Origin of the sequence: Limnobacter alexandrii (assembly GCF_005871185.1) — a bacterium.
Classification (GTDB): Bacteria; Pseudomonadota; Gammaproteobacteria; order Burkholderiales; family Burkholderiaceae_B; genus Limnobacter; species Limnobacter alexandrii.
This window is the reverse complement of the sequence record NZ_SWKN01000006.1, coordinates 885,562-908,354: the sequence shown is the minus strand read 5'-3', so window position 1 is coordinate 908,354 and position 22,793 is coordinate 885,562. Positions and strand designations below refer to the sequence as shown.

General features: G+C 51.8%; 26 protein-coding genes and 1 tRNA gene. All 27 read right to left on the bottom strand.

Annotated features, from left to right (window positions below):
* A partial coding sequence (gene rpl5 / locus FCS97_RS16655) for a large ribosomal subunit protein uL5 (RefSeq protein WP_246065824.1) occupies nucleotides 1–314 on the bottom strand: 314 nt, incomplete at its 3' end.
* A 10-nt stretch (nucleotides 315–324) separates the two neighbouring features.
* Complete coding sequence (gene rplX, locus FCS97_RS04540) at nucleotides 325–639, bottom strand: 50S ribosomal protein L24 (RefSeq protein WP_008253350.1); 315 nt, start codon at nucleotides 637–639, stop codon at nucleotides 325–327.
* Nucleotides 640–646: 7 nt separating this feature from the next.
* Nucleotides 647–1,015: a 50S ribosomal protein L14 gene (gene rplN, locus FCS97_RS04535; RefSeq protein WP_008253348.1), complete on the bottom strand. Its 369-nt coding sequence runs from the start codon at nucleotides 1,013–1,015 to the stop codon at nucleotides 647–649.
* A gap of 108 nt (nucleotides 1,016–1,123) precedes the next feature.
* A complete protein-coding gene (rpsQ, locus tag FCS97_RS04530; protein WP_008253346.1) occupies nucleotides 1,124–1,396 on the bottom strand; it encodes a 30S ribosomal protein S17 in 273 nt (90 codons plus the stop codon).
* The gene (gene rpmC / locus FCS97_RS04525; RefSeq protein ID WP_008253344.1) at nucleotides 1,393–1,587 is read right to left on the bottom strand and encodes a 50S ribosomal protein L29; all 195 of its coding nucleotides are present in this window, start codon (nucleotides 1,585–1,587) and stop codon (nucleotides 1,393–1,395) included. Before rpmC ends, rpsQ begins: the two co-directional genes overlap by 4 nt.
* A gap of 3 nt (nucleotides 1,588–1,590) precedes the next feature.
* Nucleotides 1,591–2,007 (bottom strand): 50S ribosomal protein L16, encoded by a 417-nt coding sequence (gene rplP / locus FCS97_RS04520; RefSeq protein ID WP_008253343.1) that lies wholly within the window; start codon nucleotides 2,005–2,007, stop codon nucleotides 1,591–1,593.
* A gap of 14 nt (nucleotides 2,008–2,021) precedes the next feature.
* Nucleotides 2,022–2,828 (bottom strand): 30S ribosomal protein S3, encoded by an 807-nt coding sequence (gene rpsC, locus FCS97_RS04515; protein WP_105028068.1) that lies wholly within the window; start codon nucleotides 2,826–2,828, stop codon nucleotides 2,022–2,024.
* Nucleotides 2,829–2,837: 9 nt separating this feature from the next.
* Nucleotides 2,838–3,167 carry a 50S ribosomal protein L22 gene (rplV, locus tag FCS97_RS04510; protein WP_130557584.1) on the bottom strand — a complete coding sequence of 110 codons (330 nt, stop codon included), beginning with the start codon at nucleotides 3,165–3,167 and terminating at the stop codon, nucleotides 2,838–2,840.
* A 10-nt stretch (nucleotides 3,168–3,177) separates the two neighbouring features.
* Entirely contained in the window at nucleotides 3,178–3,453 is a 276-nt protein-coding gene (gene rpsS, locus FCS97_RS04505) for a 30S ribosomal protein S19 (protein WP_105028066.1), read from the bottom strand.
* Nucleotides 3,454–3,468: 15 nt separating this feature from the next.
* Nucleotides 3,469–4,296 carry a 50S ribosomal protein L2 gene (gene rplB / locus FCS97_RS04500; RefSeq protein ID WP_138516973.1) on the bottom strand — a complete coding sequence of 276 codons (828 nt, stop codon included), beginning with the start codon at nucleotides 4,294–4,296 and terminating at the stop codon, nucleotides 3,469–3,471.
* Nucleotide 4,297: 1 nt separating this feature from the next.
* On the bottom strand, nucleotides 4,298–4,594 hold the full coding sequence (rplW, locus tag FCS97_RS04495) for a 50S ribosomal protein L23 (RefSeq protein WP_138516971.1): 297 nt from the start codon (nucleotides 4,592–4,594) through the stop codon (nucleotides 4,298–4,300).
* On the bottom strand, nucleotides 4,591–5,211 hold the full coding sequence (rplD, locus tag FCS97_RS04490; protein WP_008253364.1) for a 50S ribosomal protein L4: 621 nt from the start codon (nucleotides 5,209–5,211) through the stop codon (nucleotides 4,591–4,593). The genes rplW and rplD overlap by 4 nt, the downstream gene beginning before the upstream one ends.
* Before the next feature lie 10 nt (nucleotides 5,212–5,221).
* A complete protein-coding gene (gene rplC / locus FCS97_RS04485) occupies nucleotides 5,222–5,866 on the bottom strand; it encodes a 50S ribosomal protein L3 (protein ID WP_138516969.1) in 645 nt (214 codons plus the stop codon).
* Between the two features lie 99 nt (nucleotides 5,867–5,965).
* Nucleotides 5,966–6,277: a 30S ribosomal protein S10 gene (gene rpsJ, locus FCS97_RS04480; RefSeq protein ID WP_008253393.1), complete on the bottom strand. Its 312-nt coding sequence runs from the start codon at nucleotides 6,275–6,277 to the stop codon at nucleotides 5,966–5,968.
* Nucleotides 6,278–6,376: 99 nt separating this feature from the next.
* Nucleotides 6,377–7,570 carry an elongation factor Tu gene (tuf, locus tag FCS97_RS04475; RefSeq protein WP_138516957.1) on the bottom strand — a complete coding sequence of 398 codons (1,194 nt, stop codon included), beginning with the start codon at nucleotides 7,568–7,570 and terminating at the stop codon, nucleotides 6,377–6,379.
* Between the two features lie 34 nt (nucleotides 7,571–7,604).
* Nucleotides 7,605–9,707, bottom strand: a complete 2,103-nt coding sequence (fusA, locus tag FCS97_RS04470; RefSeq protein WP_138516967.1) for an elongation factor G — start codon at nucleotides 9,705–9,707, stop codon at nucleotides 7,605–7,607.
* Nucleotides 9,708–9,725: 18 nt separating this feature from the next.
* Nucleotides 9,726–10,196, bottom strand: a complete 471-nt coding sequence (gene rpsG / locus FCS97_RS04465; protein ID WP_008253357.1) for a 30S ribosomal protein S7 — start codon at nucleotides 10,194–10,196, stop codon at nucleotides 9,726–9,728.
* 104 nt (nucleotides 10,197–10,300) lie between these two features.
* The gene (rpsL, locus tag FCS97_RS04460) at nucleotides 10,301–10,684 is read right to left on the bottom strand and encodes a 30S ribosomal protein S12 (RefSeq protein WP_138517786.1); all 384 of its coding nucleotides are present in this window, start codon (nucleotides 10,682–10,684) and stop codon (nucleotides 10,301–10,303) included.
* A 143-nt stretch (nucleotides 10,685–10,827) separates the two neighbouring features.
* Nucleotides 10,828–15,057 (bottom strand): DNA-directed RNA polymerase subunit beta', encoded by a 4,230-nt coding sequence (rpoC, locus tag FCS97_RS04455; protein ID WP_138516965.1) that lies wholly within the window; start codon nucleotides 15,055–15,057, stop codon nucleotides 10,828–10,830.
* Nucleotides 15,058–15,080: 23 nt separating this feature from the next.
* Complete coding sequence (rpoB, locus tag FCS97_RS04450; RefSeq protein WP_138516963.1) at nucleotides 15,081–19,190, bottom strand: DNA-directed RNA polymerase subunit beta; 4,110 nt, start codon at nucleotides 19,188–19,190, stop codon at nucleotides 15,081–15,083.
* A gap of 138 nt (nucleotides 19,191–19,328) precedes the next feature.
* Nucleotides 19,329–19,706: a 50S ribosomal protein L7/L12 gene (rplL, locus tag FCS97_RS04445; RefSeq protein ID WP_105028059.1), complete on the bottom strand. Its 378-nt coding sequence runs from the start codon at nucleotides 19,704–19,706 to the stop codon at nucleotides 19,329–19,331.
* Nucleotides 19,707–19,753: 47 nt separating this feature from the next.
* Nucleotides 19,754–20,284, bottom strand: coding sequence for a 50S ribosomal protein L10 (gene rplJ / locus FCS97_RS04440; RefSeq protein WP_138516961.1), 531 nt, complete (start codon nucleotides 20,282–20,284; stop codon nucleotides 19,754–19,756).
* A 211-nt stretch (nucleotides 20,285–20,495) separates the two neighbouring features.
* On the bottom strand, nucleotides 20,496–21,194 hold the full coding sequence (rplA, locus tag FCS97_RS04435; protein WP_105028057.1) for a 50S ribosomal protein L1: 699 nt from the start codon (nucleotides 21,192–21,194) through the stop codon (nucleotides 20,496–20,498).
* Complete coding sequence (gene rplK / locus FCS97_RS04430) at nucleotides 21,195–21,626, bottom strand: 50S ribosomal protein L11 (protein ID WP_105028056.1); 432 nt, start codon at nucleotides 21,624–21,626, stop codon at nucleotides 21,195–21,197. It lies immediately after the preceding gene.
* Nucleotides 21,627–21,741: 115 nt separating this feature from the next.
* Nucleotides 21,742–22,275, bottom strand: coding sequence for a transcription termination/antitermination protein NusG (gene nusG / locus FCS97_RS04425; RefSeq protein WP_008248014.1), 534 nt, complete (start codon nucleotides 22,273–22,275; stop codon nucleotides 21,742–21,744).
* Nucleotides 22,275–22,658 (bottom strand): preprotein translocase subunit SecE, encoded by a 384-nt coding sequence (gene secE, locus FCS97_RS04420; RefSeq protein ID WP_138516959.1) that lies wholly within the window; start codon nucleotides 22,656–22,658, stop codon nucleotides 22,275–22,277. Before secE ends, nusG begins: the two co-directional genes overlap by 1 nt.
* A gap of 57 nt (nucleotides 22,659–22,715) precedes the next feature.
* Nucleotides 22,716–22,791: transfer RNA gene (locus FCS97_RS04415), tRNA-Trp, on the bottom strand.
* Nucleotides 22,792–22,793: the final 2 nt, after the last annotated feature.

Genomic DNA, 22,793 nt, shown 5'->3' with positions numbered 1-22,793 from the left:
GTTACCAAACGATCCAGGAATTCATACATGCGGTCGCCGCGCAAAGTCACCATACAACCAACTGGATAACCTTCACGAATCTTGAAACCCGCAATCGCCTTCTTGGCCTTTGTAACCACCGGCTTTTGACCAGCAATCTTCGTCAAATCGCCAACAGCGTGCTCAATGATCTTTTTGTCATTGACGGCCTCACCCACACCCATGTTCAGGGTAATTTTGGTAATGCGAGGCACTTCCATCACCGACTTGTAACCAAACTGTTTGGTCAGCTGACCAACCACTTCGTTTCTATAAAACTCTTGAAAACGTGACACGACGGCCCCCTTAGTTTGCCAACTGAGCGCCGGTTTTCACCAGTACTCGCACGGATTTGCCATCCACCTGCTTGATGGCTACACGAGATGGCTTACCTGTCTCTTTGTCAAACAAGCTGACATTGGACTGGTGGATCGGCATTGTCTTATCAACAACACCACCAACATCTCCCTTCATAGGATTTGGCTTTTGATGCTTCTTAACAATGTTGACGCCCTCTACCAAGAGGTATTCGTCATTTACACGGGAAAGCACAACGCCTTTCTTTCCCTTGAACTTGCCGTTAAGAACCAGCACTTCATCGCCTTTGCGAATTTTGTTCATATTTACCTCACAGAACTTCTGGTGCCAACGACACGATTTTCATGAACTTTTCATTGCGAAGCTCACGTGTCACTGGGCCAAAAATACGGGTGCCGATGGGTTCGAGTTTTGCATTCAACAAAACCGCTGCGTTGCTGTCGAACTTAATCAACGCACCATCAGGGCGACGAACGCCCTTGGCCGTACGAACGACCACCGCGTTGTAAATTTCGCCTTTTTTGACACGACCGCGTGGGGCCGCATCTTTAATGGACACCTTGATGATGTCACCAATGCCCGCGTAACGGCGCTTGGAACCACCAAGAACCTTGATGCACATTACAGAACGCGCACCCGTGTTGTCGGCCACATCTAGCCGTGATTGCATTTGTATCATGGATTGTCAAACCAACTTAATTGCTTTCGCAACCAGTTTTGGTCCCGCAAGGGTTGAAAAGATAGCCTGCTATATTAGCAGGCTTGAATTACTTGAGCAAGACAAAAATCAGATGATTTTCGCTTTCTCCAACACTTTGGTCACACTCCAAGATTTTGTCTTGGAAATAGGACGACCTTCGCAGATCTCAACCAAATCACCTTCGCCGACTTCATTGCTTTCGTCGTGGGCAGTGTACTTGTGAGACTTAACGATGTACTTGCCATAAATCGGGTGCTTGATCCGGTTTTCCACCATCACAACCACCGACTTGGTCATCTTGTCACTAACAACGCGCCCTACCAGGGTACGCTTCAAACTTACTTTCGCTTCGGTGCTCATGCGGACCTCTTCGATTGAGTCATCACTGTCTTTACACGAGCGATGTCTTTACGTACTTTTGCCAACTGGGAGTTGTTGGTCAATTGCTGCGTAGCAGCCTGCATGCGCAAGGAAAACTGCGCGCGCAACAACTCTTCCAACTCTTTCGTCAATTCTGCAGCGCTTTTGCCGCGCAATTCAGAAGCTTTCATTGCTTAACTCCCAATCTGACGTGTTACGAACACGCAAGGAAGAGGCAGTTTGGCAGCAGCAAGGCGGAACGCCTCACGCGCCAACTCTTCACTCACACCGTCCATCTCGTAGAGGACTTTACCTGGCTGAATCTCAGCCACGTAAAACTCAACGCTACCCTTACCGTTACCCATACGAACTTCCGCAGGCTTGTTGGTAATTGGCTTGTCCGGAAACACGCGAATCCAAATCTTACCGCCACGTTTGATGTGGCGAACCATGGCTCGACGAGCTGATTCAATCTGGCGAGCAGTCAGACGACCGCGACCAGTGGACTTCAGACCGTAAACACCGAAAGAAACACTTGCGCCACGCGTGGCCAGACCGGTATTGCGGCCTTTGTGCTCTTTTCTATATTTGCGACGTGATGGCTGTAACATCATGCGCTCCTAGATTACTGTTCTGAGGAAGTGCTGGCAGCGCCTTCCTCTTTGTTTGAACCACTAGCTGCTGCGCTAGCACCTTCGGGTTTACGCGCTTTGCGAGCACCTGCTCCGGCTGGACGTGTAGAAGGACGACGAGGACGACGCTCTTCTTTTTCCGCCTCAACTGGCGCTGCAGCCACATCACCGCGACCCAATGTATCGCCTTTGTAAACCCAGACCTTGATACCGATGATGCCGTAGGTAGTCGCAGCTTCACTTGTGGCGTAATCGATATCAGCACGAAGAGTGTGCAAGGGCACGCGGCCCTCACGGTACCACTCGGTACGTGCGATTTCGATACCGTTCAAACGACCGGATGACATGATCTTGATGCCCTGAGCACCCATGCGCATTGCGTTTTGCATCGCGCGCTTCATGGCGCGACGGAACATAATGCGGCGTTCAAGCTGCTGGGAAATACCATCGGCGATCAACTGTGCGTCAATTTCAGGCTTGCGAACCTCTTCGATGTTCACATGAACAGGCACGCCCACCAGTTTCTGCAAGCTGGCCTTCAACAATTCAATGTCTTCACCCTTCTTGCCGATTACCACGCCTGGACGAGCAGAGTAAATTGTCACGCGAGCATTCTTGGCAGGACGCTCGATGAGCACTCGACCAACTGAGGCATTCTTCAACTTCTTCTTCAGGAAATCACGAACCTGGATGTCTTCAAGAAGCATCTTGGAGAAATCACGATTCGATGCGTACCAGCGAGAAGCCCAGTTGCGCGATACCGCGAGGCGAAAGCCGGTAGGGTTAATCTTCTGACCCATGTAACCCCCTTAGTTTCCAACCGTCACATAAATGTGACTGGTCTTCTTAGTGATACGATTGCCACGGCCTTTGGCGCGCGCTGTAAAGCGCTTCAACACAGGCCCCTCTTCCACGTAAATGGTTTTCACTTTCAACTCATCCACATCAGCACCATCGTTGTGCTCAGCATTGGCAATTGCACTTTCCAACACTTTCTTCACAATCAATGCCGCTTTCTGTGGCGAGAAAGCAAGAATGTTCAAGGCTTGATCAACCTTTTTACCGCGAATCAAATCAGCGACCATACGGCCACGCTGAGGAGACAAGCGAACACCCTTCAAAATTGCACGAGTTTCCATTTCCTACCCCTTATCGCTTGGCCTTTTTGTCAGCCGCGTGCCCCTTGAATGTGCGTGTCAACGCAAATTCGCCGAGCTTGTGACCAACCATGTTTTCATTGATGTACACGGGCACATGTTGCTTGCCGTTGTGTACAGCGATTGTCAGACCGATGAACTCAGGGAGCACAGTCGAACGACGGGACCAGGTTTTAATTGGACGCTTGTCCTTGGATGCTGCGGCAGCCTCCACTTTTTTGATCAAGTGGGCGTCGCAGAAAGGACCTTTTTTTAATGAACGAGACATATCTGTTTACCCCACTTAACGCTTGTGACGACGCTGAACAATCATCGAATTGGTACGCTTGTTGTTGCGAGTGCGGTAGCCTTTGGCTGGCTGGCCCCATGGGCTAACCGGCACACGACCTTCACCGGTCTTGCCCTCACCACCGCCGTGCGGGTGGTCTACCGGGTTCATCACAGTACCGCGCACGGTTGGGCGAATACCCTTCCAGCGTGTCGCACCAGCTTTACCCACTTTCTTCAAGCTGTTCTCTTCGTTGCTCACCTCACCAATGGTGGCTCGGCATTCAATGTGAACGCGACGAATTTCACCAGAGCGAAGACGCATCTGAGCGTAAGTGCCATCACGAGCAAGCAGCATGGCAGAGCCACCCGCAGAACGCGCGATTTGAGCACCCTTGCCAGGCAACATTTCTACGCAGTGCACAGTGGTGCCCACGGGAATGTTGCGAATCGGCAGCGTATTGCCAATCTTGATCGGCGCTTCAGAACCGTTCACAACGGTTTGACCCAACTGCAAGCCACGAGGTGCAATGATGTATGCGCGCTCACCGTCTGCATAGCAGATCAAGGCGATGTGCGCAGTACGGTTTGGATCGTACTCAATGGTTTCCACTTTCGCAGGCACGCCGTCTTTGTTGCGCTTGAAGTCAACCATGCGGTAATGCTGCTTGTGACCACCACCCATGTGACGGGTTGTGATACGACCATTGTTGTTACGACCTGCAGTCTTGGATTTCTTCTCAAGCAGCGGTGCGTAAGGCTCACCCTTGTGCAGATGCGGATGAACCACTTTCACCATGGCGCGGCGGCCTGGTGACGTTGGCTTTAATTTAACTAATGGCATGTTACGCAGCCTCCGAGAAATTAATTTCTTGACCAGCTTTCAGCGCAACATAGGCTTTGCGCACATCGGAGCGGCGCCCCATGGTGCGGCCAAAGCGCTTCTGCTTGCCAGCAATGTTAACCACACGCACAGCTTCAACCTCAACTTTGAACAGCAACTCTACAGCGGCCTTGATCTCTTGTTTGGTTGCAGTGGTGCAAACCTTGAAAGCAATTTGTTCATACTTGTCGGCCAGCATGGTGCTCTTTTCAGAGACGATGGGTGCCAACAAAATTTTCATTAAACGCTGGGTGTTCATGCGTACATCTCCTGCAGTTTGTCGATTGCTGCACGAGTCGCAACCACTTTCTTGAAATAAATCAAGGAAAGAGGATCAGCATAACGTGGCTCGACCACTGCCACATTGGGCAGGTTTCTGGATGCCAGGTACAAGTTCTCGTCCACTGAATCAACAATCATCAGGACTGAATCAAGACCCATGCCTTTCAATTTTTGATCAAGCAACTTGGTCTTCGGTGCTTCCAAGTCCAAGGACTCGACCACAACCAAACGGCCTTCGCGACTCAATTGAGACAGGATGGAGCAAACACCGGCACGGAACATTTTCTTGTTCAGCTTCTGCGTGAAATTCTCATCGGGAGAGTTCGGGAAAGTTTTGCCGCCTCCACGCCACAATGGGCTGGACACCGCACCGGCACGCGCGCGGCCAGTACCTTTTTGCTTCCAAGGCTTACGTGTGGAAGCACGAACTTCAGAGCGATCTTTTTGCTGACGTGTACCCTGACGCGCATTGGCCTGATAAGCAACAACCAACTGATGAATCAGCGGCTCATTGTACTCACGACCGAACACAACATCGGAAACCTGAACAGTTTGAGAGGCCTGCCCAGAATCACTAATGACTTTCAATTCCATCTGGTTCCCCTTACGCCTTTGCCTTGACAGCTGGCTTAACCAACAATTGGCCGCCTTTCGATCCGGGCACAGCGCCCTTGATCAAAAGCAGACCACGCTCGGCGTCTACGCGAACCACTTCCAGATTCTGGGTGGTTCGGTTTACGTTACCCAACTGACCCGCCATACGCTTACCGGGGAATACACGACCTGGATCTTGAGCCATGCCGATTGAACCAGGCGCATTGTGCGAGACTGAGTTACCGTGGGATGCACGCTGAGAGCTGAAGTGGTGACGTTTGATAGCACCACTGAAGCCCTTACCCTGCGTTACGCCACTGACGTCAACTTTCTGACCAGGCGCGAAAATTTCTGCCGACACAGCAGCACCAACCTGCAACTCAGCAAGTTTGGCTGTATCAACACGGAATTCAACGAGAGAAGATGCCGCTTCAATGGAAGCTGCAGCGAAGTGACCTGCCTGCGCCTTGACAACGCGGGAGGCTCGCTTGGACCCGTAGGCCAACTGAACGGCTGTGTAGCCATCTTGTTCGAGTGTTTTGAGCTGCGCAACACGGTTAGAAGACACATCAACGACAGTTACGGGAATAGAAACACCCGCGTCTGTAAAGATGCGCATCATGCCGATCTTGCGACCAATAAGGCCTAGACTCATGATTTCTCCAATTTCGGCTACGATTGGCCGAATGATTAAATTCTATCTAAAGCTAACCTTTTGAAAAGGTTAGCCGAAGATTATATGCGTTAATTAAATTTATTGCAACTTGATTTCTACATCTACGCCAGCAGGCAGATCCAGCTTCATCAGCGCGTCGACAGTTTTGTCCGTCGGATCCACAATGTCCATCAAACGCTGATGGGTGCGGATTTCAAACTGGTCGCGCGAAGACTTGTTCACGTGGGGTGAACGCAGAATATCGAAACGCTTGATTCGTGTGGGCAAAGGAACTGGACCCTTCACAACAGCGCCAGTGCGCTTGGCTGTTTCCACGATTTCGAGTGCAGACTGATCAATCAGTTTGTAGTCGAATGCTTTCAAACGAATACGAATTTTTTGGTTGTTCATGTTTTTTCCTAAAGAGCTAAAAGAGTGTGACCAAACTTGACTTTTGGCTCACCTCAAAATTGCCCGCACCAAACAATTGATGCGGGCTCATTCCAAGTATTACTTGGTAATTTTGGCAACTACGCCAGCACCTACCGTACGGCCACCTTCGCGAATCGCGAAACGCAGACCTTCTTCCATCGCGATCGGGGCAATCAATTCAACATTGATCGACACGTTGTCGCCTGGCAGTACCATTTCCTTGTCCGCAGGCAAGCTGATTGAGCCTGTTACGTCGGTTGTACGGAAATAAAACTGTGGACGGTAGTTGTTAAAGAATGGCGTGTGACGGCCACCTTCTTCTTTGCTCAACACGTACACTTCGGCACTAAAGCCTGTGTGCGGCTTGATCGTACCTGGCTTGGCCAACACCTGACCACGCTCCACGTCTTCACGCTTGGTACCACGCAGCAACACACCCACGTTGTCACCCGCCTGACCCTGGTCCAGCAACTTGCGGAACATTTCAACGCCGGTACAAATGGTCTTGACCGTGTCCTTGATGCCCACGATTTCGATTTCTTCACCAACCTTCACAATACCGCGCTCGATACGACCGGTTACCACGGTGCCGCGACCGGAGATGGAGAACACGTCTTCGATTGGCATCAGGAACGCGCCGTCAATGGCACGCTCGGGTGTCGGAATGTAGGTGTCCAGTGCTTCGGCCAACTGCTTGATCGCGCCTTCGCCCAGATCGCCTGTGTCGCCTTCCAGCGCCAGCTTGGCTGAACCCTTTACGATTGGCACGTCGTCGCCCGGGAAGTCGTAGGAAGACAACAACTCACGCACTTCCATTTCAACCAGTTCCAACAACTCTTCGTCGTCCACCATGTCGCACTTGTTCAAAAACACGATGATGTAAGGCACGCCAACCTGACGGGCCAACAAAATGTGCTCACGTGTCTGGGGCATGGGGCCGTCGGCTGCTGAACACACCAGAATCGCGCCGTCCATCTGCGCTGCACCGGTAATCATGTTCTTGACGTAGTCGGCGTGGCCTGGGCAATCCACGTGCGCATAGTGACGTGACTCAGTCTCGTACTCTACGTGCGCTGTGTTAATCGTAATGCCGCGTGCCTTCTCTTCTGGCGCCGCATCAATCTGGTCGTAGCCCTTGGCTTCACCATGGCCGCTCAGGCGCGCCAATACTGTTGTGATCGCCGCTGTCAATGTTGTCTTGCCATGGTCCACGTGACCAATCGTTCCAACGTTTACGTGTGGCTTCTTACGCTCAAACTTTTCTTTTGCCATTGCAAATACCTCTTTCTCAGTTCTTTAAATTCAATTATTTGGCGCGGGCGCTGATAACAGCGTCAGCAACGTTTTTGGGAGCTTCGCTGTAGTGCTTGAATTCCATGCTGTACGTTGCGCGACCCTGTGTCAGGGAACGCAATGTTGTGGAATAACCAAACATTTCAGCCAAGGGAACTTCAGCCTTGATTGCCTTACCACCACCAGGAATGTCATCCATACCCTGAACCACACCACGGCGTGAGGACAAATCGCCCATCACCGTACCGGCGTAATCTTCTGGCGACTCGACTTCAACAGCCATCATTGGCTCGAGCAGCACTGGGCTTGCACGGCGCATGCCTTCCTTGAAACCCATGGAAGCAGCGATTTTAAACGCTGTTTCGTTGGAGTCAACATCGTGGTATGAACCAAAGTGCAATGCCACCTTGACGTCAACCACCGGATAACCAGCCAATACGCCATTGCTCAAGGATTCTTCAATACCCTTTTGCACCGCAGGGATGTATTCGCGAGGAACCACACCACCCTTGATTTCATCAAGGAACTCAAAACCCTTGCCGGCCTCGTTGGGCTCAACGCGCAGCACCACGTGACCATACTGGCCGCGACCACCCGACTGACGAACAAACTTGCCTTCAACTTCCTTGACAGTGTTGCGAATGGTTTCACGGTAAGCCACCTGTGGCTTACCTACGTTGGCTTCAACACCAAATTCACGCTTCATGCGATCCACGATAATTTCGAGGTGCAATTCGCCCATACCGGCAATAATGGTTTGGCCAGATTCTTCGTCGGTGCGAACACGGAAGGAAGGATCTTCAGCAGCCAAACGCCCCAAAGCGATGCCCATTTTTTCCTGGTCAGTCTTTGTCTTTGGCTCGACGGCCTGAGCAATCACTGGCTCTGGGAAGACCATGCGTTCCAGAGTAATGATGGCAGAGGGATCACACAACGTTTCACCGGTAGTTACATCTTTCAAACCCACGCAAGCAGCGATGTCGCCAGCGCGAATTTCTTCAACTTCCTGACGGTTGTTGGCATGCATCTGAACGATACGGCCGATACGTTCTTTCTTGCCACGCACGGGGTTGTATACAGAGTCGCCCTTGTTCAACACACCGGAATACACGCGAACAAAAGTCAACTGACCCACGAACGGGTCGGTCATCAGCTTGAATGCCAAGGCAGACAGCTTTTCATCGTCGTTGGCATGACGAACCACTGGCTCTTCGTCATCATCGGTGCCCGACACAGGTGGAATATCCACAGGTGAAGGCAGGAAATCGATCACGGCGTCGAGCATTCGCTGAACACCCTTGTTTTTGAACGCAGTGCCGCACAACATCGGCTGAATTTCAGTCGAAATGGTGCGAGTACGAATACCGAGAACGATCTCGGCTTCAGACAAGTCGCCCTCTTCGAGGTACTTGTTCATCAGCTCTTCAGAGGCTTCAGCAGCGGCTTCCACCATCTGCTCGCGCCACTTCGCAGCTTCTTCTTGCAGCTCTGCTGGAATTTCGCGGTAATCAAACTTCATGCCCTGGCTTGCTTCGTCCCAGTAAATGGCTTTCATCTTGATCAAATCAACCACACCCTGGAATTTTTCCTCGGCGCCAATCGGAATCACGATGGGCACTGGGTTTGCGCGCAAACGCAAGCGCATCTGCTCAACCACTTTGAAGAAGTTGGCACCGGTACGGTCCATCTTGTTCACGAAGGCCAAACGGGGCACTTTGTATTTGTTGGCTTGACGCCATACAGTCTCTGACTGAGGCTGAACACCACCCACCGCACAGTAAACCATGCAAGCGCCATCGAGCACGCGCATGGAGCGCTCAACTTCAATCGTGAAGTCAACGTGTCCGGGTGTGTCGATGATGTTGAAACGGTGTTCTGGGTAGGAATTATCCATACCCTTCCAGAAACAGGTTGTTGCCGCAGAGGTAATGGTAATACCGCGCTCTTGTTCCTGTTCCATCCAGTCCATGGTGGCAGCACCGTCGTGCACTTCACCAATCTTGTGACTTACGCCTGTGTAAAACAGGATACGTTCAGTCGTTGTGGTTTTTCCCGCATCAATGTGCGCAGAAATACCAATGTTGCGATATCGCTCAATGGGCGTCTTACGAGCCATTTGCTACTCCAGTTAAATTTAGAATCGGAAATGCGAGAAGGCCTTGTTGGCTTCTGCCATGCGGTGCACTTCATCACGCTTCTTCATCGCACCACCGCGACCTTCAGCAGCCTCTAGCAGTTCACCTGCAAGGCGAAGGTCCATGGACTTTTCACTACGCTTCTTGGCTGCTTCACGCACCCAACGCATGGCCAACGCCAAACGACGTGAGGGACGAACTTCCACCGGAACTTGGTAGTTCGCACCACCGACGCGGCGAGACTTCACTTCAACAACAGGCTTTACGTTGTTGATCGCGGCGTTGAACACCTCGAGTGGGTCTTTACCAGCTTTGGTTGAGATGCTGTCAAAAGCACCGTAAATAATGCGTTCTGCAACAGCTTTCTTGCCAGACAACATGATGACGTTCATGAATTTGGCGACTTCTGTGCTTTGAAACTTTGGATCTGGCAGCACTTCTCTGCGCTGCACTTCGCGACGACGTGGCATCTTGACTATTCCTTTATCTTCAGCGTGGGCAATCCCACTTATGCATCTGCTTACTCGACACACCAAATGTGTGCCGCACGGAATGCGGTTTTAAATTGGCTAAATTAGCCCTTAGCAGCTTTTGGACGCTTCGATCCATACTTGGAACGAGCTTGCTTACGGTCCTTAACACCTTGCAAGTCAAGTGAGCCACGCACGATGTGATAACGCACACCAGGCAAGTCTTTCACACGACCGCCGCGGATCAACACCACAGAGTGTTCCTGCAAGTTGTGGCCTTCACCACCAATGTAGGAAATCACTTCGAAGCCGTTGGTCAGGCGAACTTTGGCCACTTTACGCAGCGCAGAGTTTGGTTTTTTTGGAGTTGTTGTGTAAACACGAGTACACACGCCACGCTTTTGAGGGCAATCCTCAAGCGCGGGGCTTTTGCTCTTCATGGTCACACTGGTGCGCGGTTTACGCACTAGTTGATTAATGGTTGGCATAGTTCCAGTTCCGGTTAAAAAAAACAAAAGGGCTACGGGCGTGCCCGCAGCCAATTTAGCCCGCGATTGTATTCCAAAACACAAGCGCGGGTCAATGAGAAAGGCCATGTTTTCATATGACCTTTCACATTTCTGTCAACAACTTAGGCTTCGTCAGAACCCTCTGAGGCTGGCAAATTAAACAGGGCCTCGGCTTGCGCACGTGGATCGTGCTCAGCTTCCATCAGACGCAGCTCTTCAGCCTCACGCCCTTCCTTGTCCTTGCGTGCCTTGTGGAAGGCCATGCCCGTACCCGCAGGGATCAGGCGACCCACAATCACGTTTTCTTTCAGACCACGCAATTCGTCGCGCTTGCCCATGATGGCCGCTTCGGTCAATACGCGGGTTGTTTCCTGGAAGGAAGCAGCCGAGATGAACGAATCGGTCGACAAGGACGCTTTGGTAATACCCAGCAGAATGTTTTGGTAAGTTGCCTCACGCTTGTTCTCGCTGCGCATTTTGTCGTTCGCATCCAACAGCTCGGAGCGCTCAACCTGCTCGCCCGGGATGAAACCTGTTTCACCCGGATCATCCACGATGACGCGACGCAACATTTGACGCACAATCACTTCAATGTGCTTGTCGTTAATCTTCACGCCTTGCAAACGGTAAACGTCCTGAACCTCGTCAACAATGTAACGAGCCAGTGCTTCGATACCCAACAAACGCAAGATGTCGTGTGGATCTGCTGGTCCGTCCACAATGGACTCACCCTTGTTCACCACCTGGCCGTCGTGCACCAGTACGTGCTTGTCTTTGGGAATCAGGAACTCGTGAGACACGCCGTCCAGGTCAGTGATGACCAGACGCTGCTTACCCTTGGTGTCTTTACCGAAGGAAACCGTACCTGTGACTTCGGCCAGCATGCCGGCGTCTTTGGGTGAGCGGGCTTCAAACAATTCAGCCACTCGAGGCAGACCACCTGTAATGTCACGGGTTTTCTGGCTTTCTTGAGGAATACGGGCCAGAACTTCACCCACGGACACGTCCTGGTTGTCGCGCACGGTAATCAGCGCACCGACCGGGAAGCTGATGTTCACAGAGTGATCGGAACCCGCGATTTTCACTTCGTTGCCCTGAGGATCGATCAACTTCACCTGGGGACGTTCGCCCTTACTACCGGCTGTACGACGTTTGGCATCGATAACCACCAGAGTAGACAAACCAGTTACGTCGTCGATCTGCTTGGCAACGGTTGCACCTTCTTCGATGTTCTCGAAGCGGATTTTACCGGCATACTCGGTCACGATTGGACGTGTCAATGGATCCCAGGTGGCCAGCATCGCACCAGCCTTGACCTGATTGCCATCGAGAACCGCCAGTGTGGCACCGTAAGGCACTTTGTGGCGCTCACGCTCACGACCAAAGTCGTCCGTGATCAAGACTTCACCCGAGCGGGAAATCACGATTTGCTCGCCTTTGCCGTTGGTCACATAGCGCATGGTGGCCGTGAAACGGATAACACCGTTCGACTTGGCCTCAATGCTGGACACCACTGCGGCGCGTGAAGCAGCACCACCAATGTGGAAGGTACGCATGGTCAACTGGGTACCTGGCTCACCAATGGACTGGGCAGCAATAACACCCACAGCCTCACCGTTGTTGACCAAGTAACCGCGACCCAAGTCACGACCGTAGCATTTGGCACACAGGCCGTAACGTGTTTCGCACGACAGCGGGGTGCGCACGCGTACTTCGTCAATGCCCAAATGATCAATCAGTTCAACCGCATCTTCGTCGAGCAACTTGCCCACTTCAAACACGGTTTCCTGAGTTTCAGGATTGACCACGTCAGCGACCACAACACGACCCAAAATACGATCGCGCAAGGCTTCGATGACTTCACCACCCTCGACCAGGGCCTTCATGGCCACGCCGTTGGAGGTACCACAATCGTCTTCAACCACGACCAAATCCTGGGTCACGTCAACCAGACGACGCGTCAAGTAACCGGAGTTTGCGGTTTTCAACGCCGTGTCGGCCAGACCTTTACGTGCACCGTGGGTTGAAATGAAGTACTGCAACACATTCAAACCTTCGCGGAAGTTCGCGATGATCGGTGTTTCAATAATGGAGCCGTCCGGCTTGGCCATCAGACCACGCATACCAGCCAGCTGTCGGATCTGCGCTGCAGAACCACGGGCGCCGGAGTCGGCCATCATGTAAATCGCGTTAAACGATTCCTGACGAACTTCATTGCCATTGCGATCGGTCACTGGCTCAGTGGCCAATTGCTCCATCATGGCTTTGCCCACTTGGTCACCTGCGCGGCCCCAGATGTCCACAACCTTGTTGTAACGCTCGCCTTGGGTTACCAAGCCGGACGTGTACTGGGACTGAATTTCTTTCACTTCTGCTTCGGCTGCGGCAATGATGACCTGCTTCTGGGCGGGTACAACCATGTCACCCATGGCAATCGAAATACCACCACGAGTTGCCATGCGGAAACCAAACTGCATCAGCTTGTCGGCAAAAATGACAGTTTCTCGCAGGCCACAGCGACGGAAAGACGCGTTGATCAGGCGGGAAATTTCTTTTTTCTTCAAAGGACGATCAATGAAGGAGAACGGCAGACCTGGTGGAAGGATCTCAGACAACAAGGCGCGGCCCACGGTTGTTTCATAACGTGTACGCTTGGATGTTTTTTCGCCAGTTTCCTTGTTCACATCGTATTCAGTGACGCGAACAGTCACGCGGGTGGCCAGTTCCACTTCCTTGTTGTCGTAGGCACGATTTACTTCGCCCACGTCCGAGAACATGATGCCCTCGTTCTTGCCGTTCACTTTGTCGCGGGTGGTGTAATACAAACCCAACACGATGTCTTGTGAAGGAACAATCGAAGGATCACCGTTGGCCGGGAACAACACGTTGTTGGAGGCCAGCATCAGGGTGCGTGCTTCGATCTGAGCTTCCAGAGACAAAGGCACGTGTACCGCCATTTGGTCACCGTCGAAGTCGGCGTTGAACGCCGCACAAACCAATGGGTGCAACTGAATGGCCTTGCCTTCAATCAGTACAGGCTCGAAAGCCTGAATACCCAAACGGTGAAGCGTTGGCGCACGGTTCAACATGACCGGATGCTCGCGAATCACTTCTTCCAGAATGTCCCAAACAATGGGTTCCTGGTTTTCGACAAATTTCTTGGCTTGCTTGATGGTCGTAGCAATACCCATCACTTCCAAGCGATTGAAAATGAAAGGCTTGAACAACTCAAGTGCCATCAGCTTGGGCAAACCACACTGGTGCAGTTTCAACTGAGGACCCACCACAATCACGGAACGACCGGAGTAGTCCACGCGCTTGCCCAGCAAGTTTTGACGGAAACGGCCGCCCTTGCCTTTGATCATGTCGGCCAATGACTTCAATGGACGCTTGTTGGCGCCTGTCATGGCTTTGCCGCGACGACCGTTGTCAAGCAGCGAGTCTACGGCTTCCTGCAGCATGCGCTTTTCGTTGCGCACGATGATGTCAGGCGCATTCAATTCCAGCAAACGCTTCAAGCGGTTGTTTCGGTTGATGACTCGACGATACAAATCGTTCAGATCAGATGTTGCAAAACGACCACCATCGAGCGGCACCAATGGACGCAATTCTGGTGGCAGCACCGGCAACACTTCCAGAATCATCCACTCGGGCTTGATGCCGGATTTCTGGAAACCTTCAAGCACTTTCAGGCGCTTGGCAATTTTCTTGATCTTGGCTTCGGAATTGGTGGTACCCAACTCGTCACGCAAGGTTGTAACCTCACGATCAATGTCGATGGACTTCAACAATTCCTTGATGCCTTCAGCACCCATGAAAGCCACAAAATCATCGCCATATTCTTCCTGCTTGGCGAGGTAATCTTCCTCGGTCAGCAACTGCGCGCGCTTCAGCGGTGTCATGCCAGGCTCAACAACCACGAAACCTTCGAAGTACAGCACACGTTCGATGTCCCGCAAAGTCATGTCCAGCACCATACCCAAACGGGACGGCAAAGACTTCAGGAACCAGATGTGCGCGACAGGCGAGGCCAAATCAATGTGGCCCATGCGCTCACGACGCACTTTGGCCAAAGTGACTTCAACACCGCACTTCTCGCAAATTACGCCACGATGCTTCAGGCGCTTGTACTTGCCACACAAACATTCATAGTCTTTGATTGGGCCAAAAATCTTGGCACAAAACAGACCATCACGCTCGGGCTTGAAGGTGCGGTAGTTGATGGTTTCTGGTTTTTTGACTTCACCGAAAGACCACGAACGGATTTTGTCGGGCGATGCGATCGCAATTTTGATTGCGTCGAACTGCTCGTCTTGCTGGACCTGCTTAAACAGATCTAATAAAGCTTTCATTTAAATACCTCCGTCGCGACCGATCAATTACGGTCCAGATCAATATCAATACCGAGTGAGCGGATTTCTTTCACGAGTACGTTGAAAGATTCCGGCATACCGGCATCAATCGTGTGATCACCTTTGACCAAATTCTCATACACCTTCGTACGACCATTCACGTCGTCTGACTTCACAGTCAGCATTTCTTGCAGAACGTACGATGCGCCGTATGCTTCCAAAGCCCACACTTCCATCTCACCGAAACGCTGACCACCGAACTGGGCTTTACCACCCAATGGCTGCTGCGTGACCAGAGAGTATGGTCCGGTTGAACGGGCGTGCATTTTGTCATCCACCAAGTGGTGAAGTTTCAGCACATGCTTGTAACCAACGGTAACCTTGCGGTCGAATGCATCACCTGTGCGACCGTCGTACAAGGTCACTTGGGTTTTGGATTCGTTCAGGCCCAAGGCCTGCACGCGGGGGTCTTCGTCGGGGTAAGCCAAGCGAAGCATTTCAAGAATGTCTTCCTCGTTTGCACCATCGAACACTGGCGTGGCGAATGGCATGCCCTTGGTCAGGTTTCTACTCATGTTGATGATTTCCTGATCGCTCAGGGAATCAAGATCAACAGTGGTACCAGTACCGTTGTATACCTTGTGCAGGTATTCGCGCAGACGCGCTACCGCATTTTGTTCACGCAGCATTTCATTGATGCGATCGCCGATACCTTTCGCGGCCCAACCCAGGTGGGTCTCCAGAATTTGACCCACGTTCATACGGGAAGGTACGCCCAAGGGGTTCAATACGATGTCCACAGGACGACCATCGGCCATGTGCGGCAAATCTTCCACAGGCACGATTTTCGAGACCACACCCTTGTTACCGTGGCGACCGGCCATTTTGTCACCTGGCTGCAAGCGACGCTTGACCGCCAGATAAACCTTGACCATCTTCAGAACGCCCGGTGGCAGTTCATCGCCCTGTGTCAACTTCTTGCGCTTCTCTTCAAAAGCCAGGTCGAACTGGTGACGCTTGTCTTCAATCGACTTCTTCAGCGCTTCGAGCTGACCCGCCGCTTCTTCTTCGGCGAGACGAATATCAAACCAGTGGTGATGATCGACTTCCTTCAGGTATTCAGCGGTAATCTTGCTGCCCTTGGCCAGCTTGGCTGGACCACCGTTGGCGACTTTGCCAACAAGGAAGCGCTCAATACGACTGAATGCATCAGCTTCAACAATGCGCATTTGGTCGTTCAAATCGAGGCGATAGCGCTTCAGTTCATCGTCAATGATGGACTGGGCACGTTTGTCGCGAACGATACCTTCACGGGTAAAGACCTGTACGTCGATCACAGTACCTGTCATGCCAGAAGGCACGCGCAGGGATGTGTCTTTTACGTCAGATGCTTTTTCACCGAAAATGGCGCGCAGCAGTTTCTCTTCGGGAGTCAGCTGGGTTTCGCCTTTTGGCGTTACCTTGCCGACCATGACATCGCCCGCCTGCACTTCAGCGCCGATGTACACGATGCCGGACTCATCCAGACGTGACAACTGGGCCTCGGACAGGTTGGAAATGTCGCGTGTGATTTCTTCGGAACCCAGCTTGGTGTCGCGGGCAACCACTGACAACTCTTCAATGTGAATTGAGGTGTAACGGTCTTCAGCAACAACGCGCTCAGAGATCAAAATCGAATCTTCGAAGTTGTATCCGTTCCAAGGCATAAAAGCGACCAGCATGTTCTGGCCCAAGGCCAATTCGCCCAGGTCAGTCGATGCACCATCCGCAATTACATCGCCCTTGGCAATGATGTCGCCCTTGTTCACGATTGGACGCTGGTTGATGTTGGTGTTCTGGTTAGAACGTGTGTACTTGGTCAGGTTGTAGATGTCTACGCCCACGGAACCTGTTTCCACTTCATTGTCGTTTACGCGAATCACGATGCGGTTTGCATCGACGTAATCAACAACACCACCATGGTCTGCAACGATCACTGTACCCGAGTCAACAGCCACAGTGCGCTCAATACCTGTACCCGCGAATGGCTTCTCGGGACGCAGACAGGGAACGGCCTGACGCTGCATGTTGGCACCCATCAAGGCGCGGTTTGCATCGTCGTGTTCCAGGAATGGAATGAGTGATGCAGCAACAGACACGATCTGGCCTGGTGCAACGTCCATCAACTCAACGCCAGACGGGTCCATCAATTCGAATTCGCCGGCCACACGACAAGACACCAGGTCACCGACCAAGCGCTTTTTCTCGTCAATTTCCGCGTTCGCCTGGGCAATTACGAAACGACCTTCTTCGATGGCTGACAGGTAGACGATTTCATCGGAGACCACACCACCTTCAACCTTGCGGTAAGGAGTTTCCAGGAAGCCGTACTCGTTCAAACGAGCAAACATCGCCATGGAGTTGATCAAACCAATGTTTGGACCTTCAGGCGTTTCGATTGGGCACACACGACCGTAGTGGGTGGTGTGCACGTCACGAACTTCAAAGCCTGCGCGCTCACGGGTCAAACCGCCAGGGCCCAAGGCTGAAACGCGACGCTTGTGCGTAATTTCAGACAGCGGGTTGGTTTGATCCATAAACTGCGACAACTGGGAAGAACCGAAGAACTCCTTGATTGCAGCAGAGATTGGCTTGGAGTTGATCAGGTCGTGCGGCATGAGGTTCTCGGCTTCCGCCTGACCCAAACGCTCTTTCACTGCACGCTCAACACGCACCAAACCAGCGCGGAACTGGTTTTCAGCCAGCTCGCCTACGCAGCGAACACGACGGTTACCCAAGTGATCGATATCGTCGATTTCGCCATTGCCGTTGCGCAAGTCAACCAGAATCTTGATAACGGCCAAGATGTCGTCGTCTTGCAGCACCATTGCACCTTCCACTTCAGGACGGCCAACTCGGCGGTTGAACTTCATGCGACCCACGCGCGACAGATCGTAAGAATCTTCGCTGTAGAACAGACGGTTGAACAGCATTTCCACCGCTTCTTCCGTGGGTGGCTCGCCTGGGCGCATCATGCGATAAATCGCAACGCGCGCAGCGGTTTGATCCGCTGTTTCATCGGTGCGCAGGGTTTGCGAAATATAGGCACCGTGATCCAGTTCGTTGGTGAAAATGGTTTCAACCACTTTCACACCTGCATCACGGATTTTGCCCATGATTTCTTCGGTGATTTCGTCATTGGCGGAGGCCACCACTTCACCGGTGCTTGCATCGACAATGTTTTTGGCCAATGTACGGCCAATCAGGAAGTCTTCGGGTACAGAAATTTTCTTCAAGCCAGCTGCTTCGATGTCACGAATGTGCTTGGCGTTGATGCGTTTGTCCTTCTGAACCAGAACCTTGCCAGCCTTGTCCACAATGTCGAATTTCGCAACTTCACCTTTCAGGCGCGAAGTAACGAGATCCATAGAGGCGCCTTCCGATTTGATCTCGAACTGATCAAACTCAAAGAAGGTGGACAGGATTTGCTCATTGTTCATGCCAATGGCTTTGAGCAAAATCGTGACTGGCATCTTGCGACGGCGGTCTACGCGGAAATACAGAATGTCCTTGGGATCAAACTCGAAATCGAGCCAAGAGCCACGATACGGAATGATACGAGCCGAGAACAGCAACTTGCCAGAGCTGTGGGTTTTGCCACGGTCGTGTTCGAAAAACACACCGGGGGAACGGTGCAACTGAGACACGATCACACGCTCGGTACCGTTGATCACGAAAGAACCGTTTTGTGTCATGAGCGGCAATTCGCCCATGTACACTTCCTGCTCCTTGACCTCTTTCACCGTGGGCTTGCTGGCCTCACGGTCCAACAGCACCAAGCGCACGCGTGCACGCAGTGGCGAGCAAAAGGTTAAGCCGCGCTGCTGACATTCTTTGACGTCAAAAGCAGGTTCACCCAGTGCGTACTGAACGAATTCCAAGCGGGCATAGCCGTTGTGCGAAACAATTGGAAATACAGACTGAAATGCTGCCTGTAACCCTTGTTCTGCACGCTTTTCAACGGGGAGACCCAATTGAAGAAAGTCAGTGTAAGAGTCAAGTTGAGTGGTGAGAAGGTACGGTACATCCAAAACTGGAGGCCGTTTCGCAAAGCTTTTGCGTATGCGTTTTTTCTCGGTGGCAGAGTAAGACATATTTTCTGTCCTGATGTCGAGCGGATTAAGCGATATGCATGTGTTCTACACATGGCTTAACACACTCTAGTTTGTAATCGCTCTTTCAAGCGCAAAAAGCCCGGAGGCAAAAACCCCCGGGCATTTCAAAAACCGACATTACTTAACGTCGACTTTTGCACCAGCTTCTTCAAGTTGCTTCTTGACGTCATCGGCTTCAGCTTTGGAAACGCCTTCCTTAACAGCTTTGGGCGCGCCGTCAACCAGGTCTTTCGCTTCTTTCAGGCCCAGACCTGTTAGTGCGCGAACTACCTTAATTACGTTTACTTTGCTTTCGCCAGCAGCAGTCAGAATTACGTCGAATTCTGTCTTCTCTTCAGCGGCAGCAGCACCACCAGCAGCAGGAGCAGCAGCAACTGCAACAGCAGCAGCAGCGGCAGAAACGCCAAACTTCTCTTCCATTTCTTTGATCAGTTCGGACAGTTCGAGTACGGTCATGCCAGCGATGGCGTCGAGGATTTCGGCTTTAGTTGCCATTTGAGTATTCTCCAGTTAAAAGTTTGATTCGGCTATCTTGAAAAAAGTTAAGCAGCTTGCGATTCTTTCTGATCACGAACGGCAGCAACACCGCGAACAAATTTCGTAGGTACTTCGTTGAGCGTACGTACGAATGTCGCGATAGGTGCTTGCATCGTGCCCAGCAATTTCGACAGAAGCTCGTCACGACTTGGCATGGTGGCCAGGGCCTTCACACCATCTGCACCCATCACCTGACCTGGCAGCGCACCGCCGGTCAGAACGAGTTTGTCGTTTGTCTTCGCGAAATTGACCAACACTTTGGCTGCTGCCACGGGATCAGCACTGATACCGTAAATCAGCGGGCCAGCCATTTTGCTGGACAGACCTTCGAAGGCTGTACCGGCAATGGCTCGCTTTGCCAACGTGTTCTTCAGAACACGCAAATAAACACCTGCTGCACGAGCATCCTTGCGGAGCTGCGTCACACTTTCTACAGACAGACCACGATATTCAGCAACAACCACTGCTTGAGCGCTGGCCAATTGACCAGTGATCTCTTCAATGACTGCTGCTTTTTCTTGGCGATTCAATGCCACGGTCTTTCTCCAAAAAGAAGCGCTTATTGCACTGTTTAAAACAGGCGACCGAAATCAAGCTTTGAACATTCATTCATTACTTTTACTCGGGACCGCCATCTAGGTTGGATGGTTTTTTAAAAAATCGGATTTAAACTACAAACCCTCAATTTCCAACGGTCTTTGACAACCTGCAAACCCTGACGAATCAGGATTCACAGCCCAAAGTTCTTTATTGACCCAACACGGATGTCTGGTCAACGCGTACACCACCACCCATGGTGCTGGATACGGCAATTTTTCTCAGGTACACACCCTTGGACGATGCTGGCTTGGATTTGTTCAACGCGTCCAGCAAAGCGGACAAGTTGGACTTCAGCTTTTCGACATCAAAAGAAGCGCGACCGATTGTGCAATGGATAATGCCGGCCTTGTCGGTACGGAACTGTACTTGACCTGCCTTGGCGTTTTTAACCGCTGTGGCCACATCAGGAGTTACCGTGCCAACCTTTGGGTTTGGCATCAGGCCACGTGGACCCAGAATTTGACCCAAGGTACCCACGATACGCATGGTGTCGGGGGAGGCAATCACCACGTCGAAATTCATGTTGCCTGCTTTAACTTCGGCAGCCAGATCATCCATGCCCACGATATCAGCGCCGGCGGCCTTGGCTTCTTCCGCTTTTGCGCCCTGCGCAAACACAGCCACGCGAACTGTTTTACCAGTACCAGCAGGCAACACCACTGAACCACGAACAACCTGGTCAGATTTACGTGCATCAACGCCCAACTGAATGGCTGCGTCAACAGACTCGTCGAACTTTGCAGTTGCAGTTTCTTTGATCAAACCAAGGGCTTGATCTACGGGGTATACCGCATTGCGATCGATTTTTGCGCGCAATGCTTGAGTGCGTTTAGACAACTTAGCCATTTATAGACCCTCCACCACAATGCCCATGCTGCGAGCTGAACCAGCGATGGTGCGCACGGCAGCATCCATGTCAGCAGCGGTCAGGTCAGGCATTTTTGTTTTTGCAATTTCTTCAGCCTGCTCACGAGTAATTTTGCCCACTTTGTCCAAATGAGGACGTGGTGAACCCTTCGTGATTTTGGCTGCTTTCTTGATCAGCACAGTCGCAGGAGGAGTCTTCATGATGAACGTGAAGGACTTGTCTGCGAATGCAGTAATCACCACTGGAATTGGCAAGCCTGGCTCCATGCCCTGAGTTTGGGCATTGAACGCTTTACAGAATTCCATGATGTTCAGACCACGCTGACCCAATGCTGGACCGATGGGTGGGGATGGGTTTGCCTTACCAGCCGGAACTTGCAGCTTGATAAAGCCAATGATTTTCTTGGCCATTGAAATTTCTCCGTGAGTTCAAGCGCAGCCAAAGGCCGCTCCTCTTATTGCTTGAATTACCGTGCTTCCTGTCAGCAATTAAATACAGGCGGCGGGAAAACGTGCAGCTTTCAGGTCAAACCTTTTCAACCTGATGAAAATCAAGCTCAACGGGTGTGGCACGACCAAAAATGGTGACAGACACTCGCAGCTTACTTTTCTCGTAATTAATTTCTTCAACGTTGCCATTGAAATCGGCAAAAGGACCCTCTTTGACACGAACCATTTCACCGACCTCATACAATACTTTCGGACGCGGCTTCTCAGCGCCTTCCTGCATCTGCTGCATGATCTTGTCCACTTCTTTCTGGGAAATTGGCGTGGGGCGATTGCCCGTACCACCCACAAAGCCAGTGACCTTTGGTGTGTTCTTGACCAAGTGCCAGGAGTCATCGGTCATTTCCATTTCAACCAGCACATAGCCCGGGAAGAAACGACGCTCGGAAATGGACTTTTGACCGCCCTTGATTTCAACCACCTCTTCGGAGGGAACCAGGATTTGGCCAAACAAGTCCGAAAACTCGGAACGGTCAATGCGCTCCTGCAGTGCTCGCTGCACACTCTTCTCAAGTCCTGAGTAAGCGTGCACCACGTACCAGCGTTTTGACATTATATTGTCCACCCTAAAATCAGATCGTAGAACACCCACTCAAGCGTTTTGTCCACCAGAAGAAGATAGATCGACATGATCAACACGAATACAAAGACCACACCGGTCATTTGCATACCTTCCTTGCGGGTGGGCCAAACAACGCGCTTGGCTTCGTTCACGGAATCTTTGGCGAATCCCACAAACCGCTTGCCGGTTTGAGAGAGCAGAAAACTGCCTGCCGCCAGCACAACACCCAACAAGACAACGCCAAGGCGAATGAAGAAATCTTCTGCTGACAAAACCTGATAAGCCACCGCACCGCCGATTGCAAAGGCAACCGCCAGCACAAGCATCAGCTTGTCCTGCCCTGTAGATACTGTTTGAATGTCGTTTTGTGCCATATTTTTAAAATGTAAACCGCCGCTGAATCGCTTCAGCGGCGACGGTCCTACCAAATTTGGCAGGGCAAGAGGGAATCGAACCCACAACCTTCGGTTTTGGAGACCGACGCTCTGCCAATTGAGCTATTGCCCTAA